The organism is Agrobacterium sp. 5Ca50, assembly GCF_055381905.1.
In genome coordinates this window covers 825,287-839,246 of record NZ_AP026440.1, presented here as the reverse complement: position 1 = coordinate 839,246, position 13,960 = coordinate 825,287, and the positions used below count along the sequence as shown (strand labels likewise).

Sequence of the window (13,960 nt, the reverse complement as noted above, 5' to 3'; positions counted from 1 at the left end):
CCGTTAGTCCTGCCGTAAAGCAAGCCCGCTCACGGGCACTCCATCAGCTATCAAGCATTGCGGAAGCCGCACACCGATATATTGTTGCCGCTTCCAGCAGGACATTTCTCCGGAGGAACACCTCATGAAATCTCAGCAGATCGTTCTTGCCAGCCGCCCAGTGGGTACGCCGAAACCACAAAATTTCCGGCTCGAGGAAGTCGACTTACCGCAGGCAGAGGAAGGTGAGGTTACAGTTAGCGTGCTGTTCCTGTCACTTGACCCCTACATGAGGGGCCGCATGAGTGATGCGAAATCCTATGCTGCGCCGGTACCGATTGATGGCATTATGGAAGGCGAAACCATTTGTGAGGTCCTGAAATCACGAAGCAGCAATTTCGCGCCGGGCGATATTGTGCGAGGACGCACCGGCTGGCGAACCCACGCGGTCGTGGATGGCAATGCTCTACGAAGGGTCGAGACACATGGTGCACCGCTGACGACCGCGGTCGGTGCACTTGGCATGCCGGGTTTCACTGCATGGAGCGGCCTGAAATTTATCGGCCAGCCGAAAGCGGGCGAGACCGTTGCAGTCGCCGCGGCGTCCGGCCCTGTCGGCTCAATGGTTGGACAGCTCGCAAAACTCTGGGGTGCAAGGGCGATTGGCATCGCCGGTGGTTCAGAAAAATGCACCTATGTGAAGGATGAGCTTCACTTCGACGCGGTCATTGATCACCGCTCCGATGACCTTGTCTCTCGATTGGAGGCGGCGACACCCGACGGTATCGATGTCTATTTCGAAAATGTCGGCGGACATGTCTGGGATGCGGTCCTGCCACGGCTCAACAAGTTTGGACGAGTTCCGGTGTGCGGACTTGTCGCCCATTATAATGGCGCTTCAACATCCGATAACGACCGGTTGCCGGCGACCATGTCTGCAATTCTGCGGCAAAGCCTGCTCGTGCGTGGTTTCATTCAGACCGAATTTGCAGCAGATCATTTTGACGAATTTCTTGCTGAGGTCGGTCCGCGCGTTGCCGCAGGCGAGATACGGTATCGCGAAGATATTGTTGACGGTCTCGAAAATGCACCAGACGCCTTCACCGCAATGCTGACCGGTGGCAATTTTGGAAAGCTGATCATCAAGGTCGCCTAAAGCGGCGTAGCGTTGTTTAATTCTGGCACGCTTGCGATCGGTTGGACACCCCAACCGAAGCAGCGTTCCGCCGCAGTATACGCTGAGCAAGTCAGAAAATTTGCATTGACCGTTTTCGATCGCGAGGTGAAACTTCGACCTTATAAAACAGGAGGTAACACATGGACGAACCAGACCGCTGGCGACATATGCGAAACGCTCCCAGAGACGGCAGTCGCATTCTCGTTACCATCCGCCCCACGGAACAGGGGCCAGGTGCAGTTGATCTCGCCTATTGGTCAAATGGCGATCAGTTCGGAGGCGAAGCCTGGCGCTCTTCTGATTCCGCTCCCGGCCGCATCATCGAATATGCCGAACCCGAGTTGAAGTGTTGGATGCCGATCCCGTCGGCCGACCCAGACCGCATGAGCTTGCCCTCTCCGTGGAAAGGAAAAGACACACAAGAGCTGGAGGTTGACGGGTCGGGAATCTAACCACCCCACACAAAATTCCGCTGACCCGTGCGGTGCCTATCTCGTTGTATTCAGCACAGCGAGGCGTTCTATTGCTTGTCGGGGATTTTCTGCGGCCAGCGTATGAGCGCTTCGCGGCCAGCATCTGTCAGACCGTAAATCCCTCGTTCCAGCCGCTCAAACCAGCCATAAACATTTGAAAGCAATATCTTTCCTGCGTCCGGCACGGATGTCGTGACATCACGAACACGCAACGGTCCTGCAGCCAGAGCGGCCGCGCAACCGAGTGCCTGCTGGCGATAGGCTGTCATGACAGGTTGGCGTGTGCTGCCGCCGAGCGCAGGATCACCCCGCCTGTTGCGGTGTTCGCGCATCAACCGGGAGCGTCGTTTCGGATTGGTGCGCGGCATCGGGGTAACCGAGCCGACGATAACGCTGACATCGCCCGCATCGGAAACACCGAGCATGCCAATCCCAAGCCTGCGGCAAAGATCTCTGTAACGTTTGTCCGCTTCGCGCCCTCTGCCTTTGGCTGAAATCCGCGCCGCAATCCACACCTCGTCAGAAACCGCGGCGCGGTCAACGGCCTGTAAGATAAGTTCAAGATTGAAGGACAGTTTCAGCTCACAAACCACGACGATGGTCGGATCACTATCGCTGAGGCCAACGAGATCGCAGCCACCGATTTCGCCTTTCACGGCGTAACCTGCCTGTTCGAGAAAGTCTTTTACGGGCAGATAAAGGGAGGTTTCCATAGGGCTGCTGTTAGATGTGGAGAATCGCATCACAAGCTACAGTGATTGCTCGCCTGCGTCACCACAGGCGCAGGCAACAAATATCCACACGACGATCCGAAAGAATGGATGCCGTTAGAATATCTGGCGAATTTTGCAGACAGAAATGCCGTCTTTAGAAAACAGCTCCCGTCACTCAGCGTGCCGGAACAACTGATATTGATCGAAAGATCACATATCGAAGGCCACGACGAAAAGACGGGCTGTTTTCACAGCCCGCCAATCCAATCGATACCACGACGTGTCGCAGTAATTATCTGGTCTTCTTTGGCTTCGAAGGCAGAAGACCTTCGCGCTGCAGCTGCTTGCGAGCGAGCTTGCGCTGACGGCTTACAGCTTCAGCCTTTTCACGAGCCTTCTTGATAGATGGCTTTTCAAAAGCTTCACGCAGACGCATTTCGCGGAAAATGCCTTCACGCTGCAGTTTCTTCTTGAGAACTCGAAGCGCCTGATCGACATTATTGTCGCGCACTAATACTTGCATTTGCCCCTCTTGAGCTAAAAATCGAAAATCGTGCGCCACCATACTCATTTTCGCGGCGATTCCAAGATCGATAACAGCTTTCTTTTGGCATTTTTTTCAAAGAATCGGACGAATTTTGCAGTTATTGTCATGGTTGACCGTTAAAAAATGGAATCCGACCCGTCGTCCTGACGGAATCACGTCACCAGTAAGGTCTCCAAACCTGACAATTTACGTGTGAAACAACCCAATCAATGGAATCGCTGTCGCTCATAACTGAAGAAGTCGAAATGCACGCGACATGATCACGCCGAAGTTCGTTGACGAATCTGCTGATAACATGTCCAAATCCTCTCAACTTACGTCTCCCCCACCTGATTGATTGAATGCCCTACATGATCCGCAAACGCCGACTTGGTAACACATCCCTTGAACTCAGCGAGCTGGGTTATGGATGTGCCGCCATCGGCGGCATGTATAGAAGTGTCAATCGAGCAGAGGCCACGGAAGCGCTGACGGCCGCCTGGGAGGCGGGGATCCGCTATTTTGATACCGCGCCCGGTTACGGCGTCGGCATATCAGAGCGTATTGTCGGTGACTTCCTTCGCGACATCCGACCCGGTGACTATGTGCTGTCCACCAAGGTCGGCAAACTTCTCAAGCCCGCCAAGTCTGTTGCGACAGGCCCTATGCCCTTCGAGATCACGTTCGACTATAGTTATGACGGCATCATGCGATCCTACGAGTTCAGTCTGGCACGGCTTGGTCTCGCCAAGATCGATCTGCTGCTTGTCGACGACCTCGATCCACAAACGCTCGGTTTGCTGGAATACCGCAGGCATTTCCCAAAATTTCTCGATAGCGGCATAAAAGCCATGGAGGAGTTGCGATCCAGCGGCGACATCGCGGCATTTGGGTTGGGTGTCAGTGATGTTGGGGCATGCATTGATATCATGCAGAGAGTGAAGCTCGACTGCCTGCTTATCAATGGCCGCTATACACTCCTTGATCGCACAGTCGGCACGCGTGTTCTCGGCATGTGCAGACAGTCCGCCACACCGCTGATCGTCGGCAGCCTGTTCAACTCTGGTACTCTCGTGCGCCCCACTGGGAATATGGACGAGATCGATTTCATCGCAAATCGCGCGCGCGAGGTTGCCGCATCAGCGGGCGTAGACATCGCATCCGCTGCAACGCAGTTTCCGTTGAGAGACGAGCTTGTGACGTCTGCGATTTTGGGAAGCGCGCGACCATCGCGTATTCGCGCCGCGATTGCCGGATTGTCAGATACGATACCTGAGACGGTATGGACGCAGTTTTCGTCATCCGCCAAGAACTGAGACGCTGTGACCGCCCTTCGACAGCAGGGCTCGCGTAAATCCGCGACCAACTCCGATCATGAAAGCCATATCACTCGGCCTGGAATCTCAAGCAAAACTTACCAACCTTTAATCCGGCGGATATCCAACGGTAATCCACACTCGTCTAATGTCTATCCCATGGTCGCGAAACAAGGCGTCGACCATTCAAAAAGGATCAGGACCATGACGACTAGATTACACACATTCGTCACTACCGGACTGGTCGCCTTGACGATTGCTGGTTCAGCGTTCGCCACCGCCTCCCAGGCCGAAGCGCGCAATAATTTCGGCCGCGGTCTCGTTGCGGGTATCGCGGGCGCTGTGATTGGTGGGGCGTTGCTTGCCAACGGCCATCACGCGTCGGGTTATGGCCCGCCAGCCTACGCAGTAGTGCCATATGGGCCTCCTCCCACCCCCTATGGCGCGCCAATATATACCTCACATTATCCCGCCTGCCATGTTGTTTGGCGACAGGACGCCTGGGGCGACATGTACCGCGCCCGCGTTTGCGATTAGGCGCGCAAAACCTTCCGTTGAAACCGTACCGCGACACGACCCAAACCCGCCAGAGCCCGCCGCCCTGGCGACGGGAAGCCATTGCCTGTCCCGGTGTTAAAAGAGAGTGAGAATGATCATGTCGAATACCCTTCACAGAAATCGCGTCCTCGCCCTGCTCGGGGCCGCCATTATCGCAGTGCCATTGGCAACACCGGTCATCCTTGGCAGCAATGCTGCTTTCGCAGCACCATCCACGGCCCCGGCAGTCAGCGGTATCGTTGCACCAACAGGCTCTTTTGCCTCCATCGTTTCTGCAGACAAGCCTGCCGTCGTTACCGTCACCACAACGATGAAAACAGAATCCGTCGCTTCGGACGAAACCTCACCTTTTGGTGAAAACTCGCCCTTCAACGATCAATTCAAGCAGTTCTTCGGGCAGCGCGGCATGCCAATGCCACAGCAGCGTCAGTCCCAGCGTTCCCAAGCCCTCGGCTCAGGCTTTGTCATCTCGTCGGATGGCTACATCGTTACCAATAACCACGTGATCGACAATGCCATCGACATCAAGGTCACTCTCGATGATGGTACGGAACTGCCAGCAAAGTTGATCGGGGCTGATCCAAAGTCGGATCTGGCGGTCCTGAAGATCGAGGCTAAGACGCCACTCGCCACCGTGTCATGGGGTGATTCCGACAAGTTGAAGCTTGGCGATCAGATCCTCGCGATCGGCAATCCGTTCGGCATCGGCACGACGGTCACTGCGGGTATCGTCTCGGCGCGCGGTCGTGACCTGCATTCTGGCCCTTATGACGACTTCATCCAGATCGATGCACCAATCAACCACGGTAACTCTGGTGGTCCTCTGGTGAATAGTGACGGCAGTGTCGTCGGCGTCAACACGGCGATCTACTCACCAAACGGAGGTAGTGTCGGCGTCGGTTTCGCCATCCCTTCGGATCAGGCCCAGCGGGTCGTGGCAAAGCTGATGAAGGACGGCTCTATTGAGCACGGCTTTATCGGCGTGCAGATCCAACCAGTGTCTGCCGATATTGCCAATGCGATTGGGCTCGAAAAGTCTGAAGGCGCGCTGGTGGCCAGCGTGAACGATGACACCCCTGCTGCGAAGGCTGGCGTCCAGGTCGGTGACGTGATCACAGCCCTTGGTGGTCAGGCCATTTCTTCACCACGCGACCTGTCGCGTATGGTTGCAGACATGACCCCTGGCTCGAAGGAAAACCTGACGGTATGGCGGCAGGGTGCCAGCAAGAACCTGCAATTGACGATCGGCCAGAACAGCCAGGACCAACAACAGGCTTCGACCGATCAGGACAAGGGTGGCCCTGCAGCGCAAAAGCTTCCCACCATTGGCATTGGCCTTGCCGATGTTAATGATCAGGTCCGTCAGGCCCTTAACCTGCCAGAACATGAAACTGGTGCCGTCGTTGCAAGCGTCGCACCTGACAAGCCGGCAGCGGAAGCTGGCCTGCAGGCAGGCGACCTGATCCTCTCGGTTAATCAGCATGCGGTCAAGACAGCCGAGGAAGCCAAGTCGGCCGTGGCAAATGCTGGCAAGACAGGCAGAAAGGCCGTTCTGTTGCTCATCCAGCGCGGCAGCGACCAGAGCTTTGTGACCGTTCCGTTCGCAGTCGGTTGATCATAAAACTAATGAAACCGGCCGTGTACTCTTCGGGTGCAAGGCCGGTTTTACGTGGGGATATTTCCGGTAAAAAATCCGAAGGCTGCCTATCCGCATGAGAGTATCGACCAGGCCATCAAATGCCGGCAGAAGGAAAGTTTGGAGACAACCAGACTCTTGCAAATCGCAGCCCACCGCCCTAATTAAACAGAATACTGCCAAGGTTCCTTGGCACGTAAGCGTTAACGTAACTCAACGCGCATGATCAAACGGGCTTCCCGGTTCTGATCTGCGCGGCTGTGTCCTGCAGATCGATCCGTCGGCCTCTGAAAGGGATACATTTTGACAACCGACGTATTTACTTCTTCTCCGAAAATTGACCGTATTCGTCACGAACTAAAGCGACGTGATCTCACCGTCATCGCCAAAGACAATATCACTCCGGCGATGCTGCGCATCACGCTGAAGGGCGATGACGCTTCGGACTTCGTCAGCCTCGGAGCCGACGACCACATCAAGATCTTCATTCCGACATCAGGCGGCGCCCCTGAACGCCGCGACTACACGCCGAGGCGTTACGATACGTCGTCACGCACTGTCGTCATTGATTTTGCCATCCATGAAGCAGGTCCCGCGACCCAATGGGCACTGAATGCCAAGATCGGTGACGTCTTGTCCATTGGCGGCCCCAAGGGCTCTGCGGTCGTTTCGCCACACATCATCAACTGGTTGCTGGTTGGCGACGAAACAGCGCTCCCGGCAATTGGCCGCCGCATAGAGGAAGCCCTGCCGGGCCAACGGATTTCTGCGGTCATTGCAATTACCGGACCTGAGGAAAAGCAAGACTTTACCTCAAAGGCAGAGGTGAACATCCATTGGGTTTACCGGCCACTCAGCGATGCCGCCAAGGCGGACCTGCTGCTTCAAGCACTTGAACAGATCGAAATCGCGCCGCACACCTTTGTCTGGGTTGCTGCCGAAGCGTCAGTGACGCGTGACGTGCGTCGCTATCTCGTTGAACAGCGCGGGCATGCCCTACCGTGGACCAAGGCCTCCGGCTACTGGGTCAAAGGCATGGCGGACGCTCATGAAAAATTCGAGTGACATCCCGTGATGCAACAAAATTTTCTGGTCAAGAAAAGCCGTCAGTCACTCAGCCCGCGCTGGTGACTGACGGGTGTCTGATCACGCTTAAGGAAAGTCGCAGGCGTGCCGTTTTCGCGGCACCCACGATCTCAGATATCTGATGTATCCCGATCTGGCAGGCCAGTCCGCACCCGGTTGACCACCGTCCAGATCAACAGCACACAGGCCATCGGCTGGAGGTGCCACATCCACTCAGGAAGCGTATCGAACATCGCCACCAGCAGACCAATTGCCCCAAACAACAGTGCACGGTCGCTTTTTCCCATCGGCCCTTCGTAGTTTCGTCCCTTGCCATGGGCGACACCCAGCACACCGGCAAACTCCGTCAGCACCGAGAGGAAAACAATGGTCGCAATCCATGGGAGCGAGAAGGGCGCGACCAATGCAAACGGAATGTACAGTGCTGCGTCCGACACCACATCTGTAATTTCATTGAGGTAGCCACCGAGGGCAGATTGCTGCCCATGCTCACGCGCCAGCATGCCGTCGACGGCATTGAAGGCCATGCGCAGAAACATCCACAGTGGCACCAGTGCAAACAGCCCCGGCAGCGGCTGCACCAACAACAAAGCACCGATTGCAACGGAAACAAGTGCCGCACCCACGGTCACCTGATTGGCTGTTACCCCGGATGCCGCCAGCCGTCCGACAAGCGGGCGAAGGATGGCCTGAAACGAAGATTTCAGTTTGTAGATCGACATGAAAGCCCGAATCCGATTGAGTGCATCCACACATGCAGGCGCAAGTTGATGAAATCAACTGGAAATTTGGGAAATCATCCTTATAGAGTCCAGTTCAGTCAAGTGGGAGTGACAACGGCATGATCAAATCAGAGTTTGCGAGCCATGACGGCATGGAGCTTTTCTACCGTTACTGGCCGGCACGCTCCGGCACTGCCAAGGGTGCAATCGTGCTTCTCCATCGCGGCCACGAACATGGCGGCAGAGTAGCCCATCTTGCCGAAGAGCTTGGTCTGGATGACTTCGCTTTCTATGCCTGGGACGCGCGCGGTCACGGAAATTCTCCCGGCGAACGCGGTCACTCGCCATCCTTCGCCCATTCGGTACGCGATCTCGATTGTTTCGTCCGTCATATTTGCGAGACCGGCGGTTTTGCCATCGATCAGATTGCCGTTGTCGCACAGAGCGTTGGTGCAGTGCTCGCAGCAACCTGGGTGCACGACTATGCGCCCAATATCCGCGCACTGGTGCTGGCGTCCCCGGCATTCGACGTCAAACTTTATGTTCCCTTTGCAAAGGAAGGCATTGCTGTTTGGCAAAAGCTGAAAGGCACCTTCTTCGTCAATTCCTACGTCAAGGCACGCTTCCTGACGCATGATCCTGAGCGTATTGCATCATTCGAAAGCGATCCGCAGATTACCCGCCCCATCGCGTCCAACATTTTGCTGGAGCTTTACGAGTCGGCCGACAGGGTAGTCTCCGACGCCCGCGCCATTACCGTACCGACGCAGTTGCTCATTTCCGGCAGTGATTTCGTTGTGCGACATGCGCCTCAGCATCGTTTTTTTGAGAATCTCGGTAGCACCATCAAGGAACGCCACGTGCTGCCAGGCTTTTATCACGACACGCTCGGCGAGTTACACCGGGTCAAGGCATTGGAAAAGATCAGTGCATTCATCACGGCACGTTTCGATGAAACGCCAGTCGTTGCAGATCTTCGCAAAGCACATCTCTCCGGTTACAGCCGCGATGAAGCTGACCGATTGGCAACGCCACTGTCATTGATGACACCGCGTGGTCTCTACTGGGCTTTGACGCGCGCCTCGATCCGGTTTGGCGGTCTGTTTTCAAACGGCATCAAGACGGGTGTTCGCACCGGCTTCGATTCCGGCTCGACGCTTGATTACATCTATGAAGACGATGCCCGAGGCCTTGGCCCCGGCGGCCGGCTGATCGATCGCCAGTTTCTCAATGCCATCGGCTGGCGTGGTATCCGGCAGCGCAAGGTGCATTTGCAAGAGCTGATCGGCAAGGCATTCGCTCGGCTCAAGGCAGAGGGCAAGCCAGTGCGCGTGCTCGATATCGCAGCTGGTCACGGACGTTATATTCTGGATGCGGTCGCAGCGTCAGATGTGCGACCGGACAGTATCCGCCTGCAGGATTACTCACCGATCAATGTCGAAAAGGGTGGCGCACTGATCACCGAGCGCGGCCTGAGTGATATCGCCTCGTTCCACCGCGCCGATGCCTTCGATACGGCGGGATTGGCCGCGATTGAGCCGAAGCCGACACTCGCCGTGGTTTCCGGCCTCTACGAGTTGTTCCCTGACAATGATGCCATCGAAGCCTCGCTTCACGGCCTTTCGCAGGCGCTGGAACCGGGATCCCTGCTGCTTTACACCGGCCAGCCCTGGCACCCACAGCTAGAGATGATTGCGCGGGCACTGACCTCTCATCGTGGTGGCGAAGCCTGGATCATGCGTCGCCGCACGCAGCAGGAAATGGATCAGCTTGTCGCGGCCGCCGGTTTCCGCAAGATTGAGCAGCGCATCGACAAGTGGGGCATTTTCACCGTGTCGCTGGCCGAACGTATCTGAGGGCGACATGGAGGAGGGGGTTACATCGGTTCCCGAGGGAACACGCAGCGCGGTTCTGCGACGGGCAGCCCTGTGGCTCGCTTTCCTCGCTCCGTTCTTTTATCTCACCTACGGCCTAGCGAACTGGCAGGCATCGCTGCGTGCAGACGTGCCGAACCTGGCATTTGCCTGGGAAAAACACATTCCCTTCATTGCGTGGTCAATCGTACCTTATTGGTCGATCAACGCATTTTATGCGCTGTCTCTGTTTGTCAACGACACAACGGACGACGTCGGCCGCTTGGCGCGTCGTTATCTCACCGCACAGATCATAGCCGTTGTCTGCTTCCTGTTATTCCCGCTACAGGCAATTTTTGTCCGACCTGAAACTCATGGCTTGCCGGGTTTCATGTTCGATGTTCTCGGTGGCTTCGACAAACCGTTCAATCAGGCACCATCGCTGCACATTGCCCTCCTGGTGATCATCTGGGATCACTGGCGTGTCCGTTTAAAGGGACCGGTTCTCGGTATTTGGCACGTCTGGTGCCTGCTGATCGGCATATCGGTGCTGACCACCTGGCAACATCATCTGATCGACATTCCGACAGGAGCACTGCTCGGTCTGTTTGCCCTCTGGCTGTTTCCGGCGCAAAAAACGTCACCAATCGCCACCTTCCATTTAACCGGTGATCAAAGGGCGAGACGACTGGCATTGGCCTATGCGGTGGGTGCCGTATTGTTTCTTCTGATCGCAGTCCTATCGCTGCGCAATTCCGGCGCAGGCCTGTTGTGGTTGTGGCCGAGTGTTGCGCTGGCACTGGTGGCCATCGGTTACGCCGGTGCGGGACCACAGGTCTTTCAAAAGGATGGCAACGGAATAACAAGCCTTGCGAGCCGTTGGCTGCTCTTGCCCTATCGCCTCGGAGCAAAGATGAACCGCTGGTGGTGGACGCGCAAGCTAACGGCTGCGGTCGAGGTGGCGGATGGAGTGTTTCTTGGACGTGCACCTGATCGAAAAGAGCTTGCCGCCTATTCTTCTGTTGTCGATATGACCGCAGAATTTCCAGCCCGTTGCGTCCCCGGCCTCAACTGGCATTCCATTCCATCACTCGACCTGCTGGCCCTGACGCCAGAAAGAATCCGTGCCGGAGCGCTGGCCGTTGATGACGCTCGCCGGAACGGACCCGTGCTCGTCTGCTGCGCACTCGGTTTTCAGCGCAGTGCTGCCGTCGTCGCGTGTTGGCTTGTACGGTCAGGCCGCGCGACAAATGCCAAAGCGGCGGCAGACCACCTGATGACGCTTGGTCGGACGGTTCATTTGAAACAGGCAACCTATGCGGCAATCGATGAGGCGGCACGATGAGTGACTGGAAAACGGCCACAATGCGTATGGCCCGACGGTTGCGGCGTAATGGCATCAGCGGTGGTCTGATCGCACTTTTGCTGGTCGCCGTCGCACCGGTCACAGCAGGGGCACACGGTTTTACCGCAGCCCTTGGATGGTGGCTGCTGTTGGCTTTCTGCCTTGCCCCGATCGCACTGGCCGTCCATCTTCTCTTCGACGCTCGTCTCTTTCATCTGGCCGCATCTCATGAGAGTGAAGCGGAAGCACTCGCCGCTATCGATGACGTTTTGGCCCGTATGAGGCTTCGGGCGAGGACCGCCGTTCCAGCACCGCTATTGCAACGGTTTTCCGGATGCCGTCGCCTCATTCTGTTGCAATGGTCGACCCTTGCCATTGCGATTTTGCTCTATGGCATTCTTATGCTTGATGCCGTCGATGGAGTTGCGACATGAGCGGCAGTGCATCTCTGCTTCAGATCGTCTCCGGGTCGATGCTCGCTGTGCTTGCGCGGGCGGTGACCGGGGTCCGGCCTATCTGGGCCGGATCAGCACCGAATGGTGGTCAGCGCATCTATTTCGCCAATCACGCAAGTCACGGCGATTTCATTCTGGTCGCAACGTGCCTGACACCATCCGAGCGTAGCCGGACAGCGGCGGTGGCCGGTGCCGATTATTGGAGCGCAGGGCATGTGCGCCGATTCATCTCCCGCCGCTTGCTGCGGACGGTGCTTGTCGAGCGCAATTGGGTGGAACGAACGGCTGACCCCATGCAGGTCATGTTGGATGCGCTCGACGCCGGTGAATCCCTCATCTTTTTCCCCGAGGGCACGCGCAACATGACGGAGGAACCCTTGCTGCGGTTTCGCTCCGGTCTGTACAACCTCGCTGTCGCCCGCCCGGGCGTCGAACTTGTTCCCTGCTGGATCGAAAACATGTCTCGTGTTTTGCCGAAAGGGGCTCTTCTTCCCGTCCCGCTACTATGCCGCACCGTTTTTGGTGCGCCGGTGACGCTCAAAGAGGGCGAAGACCGCAAAGAATTTCTCGAGCGCGCCCGGCAGGCACTTCTATCCCTTGCCCCGCGAAAAGATGGAAATAACGGATGAGCGACGACACCACGCGCCTTTTTCTCGGTCTGATCGGGGTGCTCGTCACCGCGAGCGTCATTGCCGGTGTGTTGTCCTGGCGCAGCCCCAAACCGCTGCCATCGACACTGGACAATCTCAATGCGCGTATCAAGGCGTGGTGGATCATGGTCGCCGGCATCAGCTTCGCGTTTCTGTTTGGGATACGCGGGGTGCTTTTGCTTTTTGCCTTCGTTTCCTTCGCATCGCTGCGGGAATATGTAACGCTGACCAAGACGCGCCACGCCGACCGCTGGACATTGCTTGGCATGTTCCTGATCATTGTGCCTACGCAATATTATCTGATCTGGATCGACTGGTACGGGCTCTATTCGATCTTCATTCCGGTCTACTGCTTCCTTGCCATGCCAGCGATTACGGCGATGCGCGGCGACACGTCGCGTTTTCTCGAGCGGGTCAGCGAACAGCAATGGGGTGTGATGCTGTCGGTCTATTGCCTCAGCCATGTTCCGGCGCTCGTCACGCTACCCATTCCCGGCAATGAAGGGCGTGGGCTGTTGCTCATCGCCTTTCTGATTGCCACAGTGCAAGGCAGCGATGTGCTGCAATATATCTTTGGCAAACTGTTCGGTCGTCACAAGGTGGCGCCGAGCATCTCGCCATCCAAAACCTGGGAAGGGCTGATTGGCGGCATCGCCAGCGCGTCTCTTATGGGGGCAGGGCTGTTCTGGCTCACCCCGTTTTCACCACTGGAAGCCGGATTCCTGGCCGCACTGTCCTGCGTCATGGGCTTTTTCGGTGGCCTTGTTGCCTCCGCCATCAAGCGGGATCGGGGCGTCAAGGACTGGGGCCATATGATCGAAGGCCACGGCGGCATGCTGGACCGGGCAGACAGCCTGGTTTTTGCAGCACCAGTCTTCTTCCACATTGTTCGCTACGCCTGGACTTGAGTTTCAAGTCCAGCAACGTATTAGCGCGCCGAATTGTGCAGCCTATAAAAGCTCAGCGATACATTCCGCCGCCAGCCTATGATCTTCAACGTCAGGGAGACCGCTTACCGCGACCGAGCCAACGAACAGGCCGCCTTTCAGGAAAAGCGGGACAGCACCACCAGACGGTGCGAAATCCAGAACAGGCAATGCAAACCGTTCATTGAGGTTGTAGCCCTTCTCTTCAGCCATTATCCGCATGTAGAGAGAGCTTTTGTGAAACCGGTGTACAACCGCACACTTACGGCGTGCCCAATTGAAATTATCGATCGTTGCGCCCGGCAGAAGACATGCAAACACCACGTCGTTGCCGTGCCGGACCTCGATTGCGATTGGCAAGCCGGCAGCGACTGCACGCTCGCGAATTTTTGCGCCAAGTTGCCAGGCAACGTTATAGTCAAAATGCGGAAGCTGCAGTTTTTCCTGTTCATCAAGAAGTTCTGAAAGCGTTGGCGCAAGCAAGCTCATTAAATTACCTTCAGTCAGATTTTCGGTCGCATGGCACACGCGCTGTGGCTGCTGGC

General features: G+C 56.6%; 15 protein-coding genes. 11 read left to right on the top strand and 4 right to left on the bottom strand.

All coding sequences use genetic code 11. The features are described from left to right. Positions 1-124: 124 nt before the first annotated feature. Together ACZ5FM_RS26035 and ACZ5FM_RS26030 are read left to right on the top strand one after the other, a co-directional pair. Complete coding sequence (locus ACZ5FM_RS26035; protein WP_464041219.1) at positions 125-1,135, top strand: NADP-dependent oxidoreductase; 1,011 nt, start codon at positions 125-127, stop codon at positions 1,133-1,135. A gap of 161 nt (positions 1,136-1,296) precedes the next feature. Further along, on the top strand, positions 1,297-1,608 hold the full coding sequence (locus tag ACZ5FM_RS26030; RefSeq protein ID WP_250983968.1) for a hypothetical protein: 312 nt from the start codon (positions 1,297-1,299) through the stop codon (positions 1,606-1,608). A 68-nt stretch (positions 1,609-1,676) separates the two neighbouring features. Here the strand turns inward: ACZ5FM_RS26030 and ACZ5FM_RS26025 are convergent, their stop codons facing one another. Beyond that, positions 1,677-2,342: a DUF2161 domain-containing phosphodiesterase gene (locus ACZ5FM_RS26025; RefSeq protein ID WP_250983969.1), complete on the bottom strand. Its 666-nt coding sequence runs from the start codon at positions 2,340-2,342 to the stop codon at positions 1,677-1,679. Between the two features lie 292 nt (positions 2,343-2,634). Then, the gene (gene rpsU, locus ACZ5FM_RS26020) at positions 2,635-2,865 is read right to left on the bottom strand and encodes a 30S ribosomal protein S21 (RefSeq protein ID WP_192490802.1); all 231 of its coding nucleotides are present in this window, start codon (positions 2,863-2,865) and stop codon (positions 2,635-2,637) included. 374 nt (positions 2,866-3,239) lie between these two features. Between rpsU and ACZ5FM_RS26015 the strand changes: the two genes are divergently transcribed. The 4 genes from ACZ5FM_RS26015 (at position 3,240) to ACZ5FM_RS26000 (ending at position 7,443) form a co-directional block, all read left to right on the top strand. Next, positions 3,240-4,184 (top strand): aldo/keto reductase, encoded by a 945-nt coding sequence (locus ACZ5FM_RS26015; RefSeq protein WP_464041218.1) that lies wholly within the window; start codon positions 3,240-3,242, stop codon positions 4,182-4,184. Between the two features lie 204 nt (positions 4,185-4,388). Then, positions 4,389-4,721, top strand: a complete 333-nt coding sequence (locus tag ACZ5FM_RS26010) for a hypothetical protein (RefSeq protein WP_464041217.1) — start codon at positions 4,389-4,391, stop codon at positions 4,719-4,721. 118 nt (positions 4,722-4,839) lie between these two features. Continuing rightward, positions 4,840-6,357 carry a DegQ family serine endoprotease gene (locus tag ACZ5FM_RS26005; protein WP_464041216.1) on the top strand — a complete coding sequence of 506 codons (1,518 nt, stop codon included), beginning with the start codon at positions 4,840-4,842 and terminating at the stop codon, positions 6,355-6,357. A 324-nt stretch (positions 6,358-6,681) separates the two neighbouring features. Next, positions 6,682-7,443, top strand: coding sequence for a siderophore-interacting protein (locus ACZ5FM_RS26000; RefSeq protein ID WP_464041215.1), 762 nt, complete (start codon positions 6,682-6,684; stop codon positions 7,441-7,443). A 131-nt stretch (positions 7,444-7,574) separates the two neighbouring features. On the opposite strand, the gene ACZ5FM_RS25995 is transcribed toward ACZ5FM_RS26000, so the two are convergent. Next, a complete protein-coding gene (locus ACZ5FM_RS25995) occupies positions 7,575-8,186 on the bottom strand; it encodes a CDP-alcohol phosphatidyltransferase family protein (RefSeq protein WP_464041214.1) in 612 nt (203 codons plus the stop codon). Positions 8,187-8,305: 119 nt separating this feature from the next. On the opposite strand from ACZ5FM_RS25995, the gene ACZ5FM_RS25990 reads away from it, so the two are divergent. The 5 genes from ACZ5FM_RS25990 to ACZ5FM_RS25970 are packed head-to-tail and all read left to right on the top strand — an operon-like array spanning position 8,306 to position 13,397. Beyond that, the gene (locus tag ACZ5FM_RS25990) at positions 8,306-10,042 is read left to right on the top strand and encodes a bifunctional alpha/beta hydrolase/class I SAM-dependent methyltransferase (protein WP_464041213.1); all 1,737 of its coding nucleotides are present in this window, start codon (positions 8,306-8,308) and stop codon (positions 10,040-10,042) included. Positions 10,043-10,049: 7 nt separating this feature from the next. Then, positions 10,050-11,384, top strand: coding sequence for a phosphatase PAP2/dual specificity phosphatase family protein (locus ACZ5FM_RS25985; RefSeq protein ID WP_464041212.1), 1,335 nt, complete (start codon positions 10,050-10,052; stop codon positions 11,382-11,384). Beyond that, positions 11,381-11,818: a hypothetical protein gene (locus ACZ5FM_RS25980; RefSeq protein ID WP_259148464.1), complete on the top strand. Its 438-nt coding sequence runs from the start codon at positions 11,381-11,383 to the stop codon at positions 11,816-11,818. The genes ACZ5FM_RS25985 and ACZ5FM_RS25980 overlap by 4 nt, the downstream gene beginning before the upstream one ends. Next, positions 11,815-12,468, top strand: coding sequence for a lysophospholipid acyltransferase family protein (locus ACZ5FM_RS25975; RefSeq protein WP_250983978.1), 654 nt, complete (start codon positions 11,815-11,817; stop codon positions 12,466-12,468). Before ACZ5FM_RS25980 ends, ACZ5FM_RS25975 begins: the two co-directional genes overlap by 4 nt. Next, the gene (locus ACZ5FM_RS25970) at positions 12,465-13,397 is read left to right on the top strand and encodes a phosphatidate cytidylyltransferase (protein WP_464041211.1); all 933 of its coding nucleotides are present in this window, start codon (positions 12,465-12,467) and stop codon (positions 13,395-13,397) included. Before ACZ5FM_RS25975 ends, ACZ5FM_RS25970 begins: the two co-directional genes overlap by 4 nt. 42 nt (positions 13,398-13,439) lie before the next feature. Here ACZ5FM_RS25970 and ACZ5FM_RS25965 read toward each other — a convergent pair whose 3' ends face one another. Next, positions 13,440-13,904 carry a heme-degrading domain-containing protein gene (locus ACZ5FM_RS25965; protein WP_464041210.1) on the bottom strand — a complete coding sequence of 155 codons (465 nt, stop codon included), beginning with the start codon at positions 13,902-13,904 and terminating at the stop codon, positions 13,440-13,442. Between the last annotated feature and the right edge of the window lie 56 nt (positions 13,905-13,960).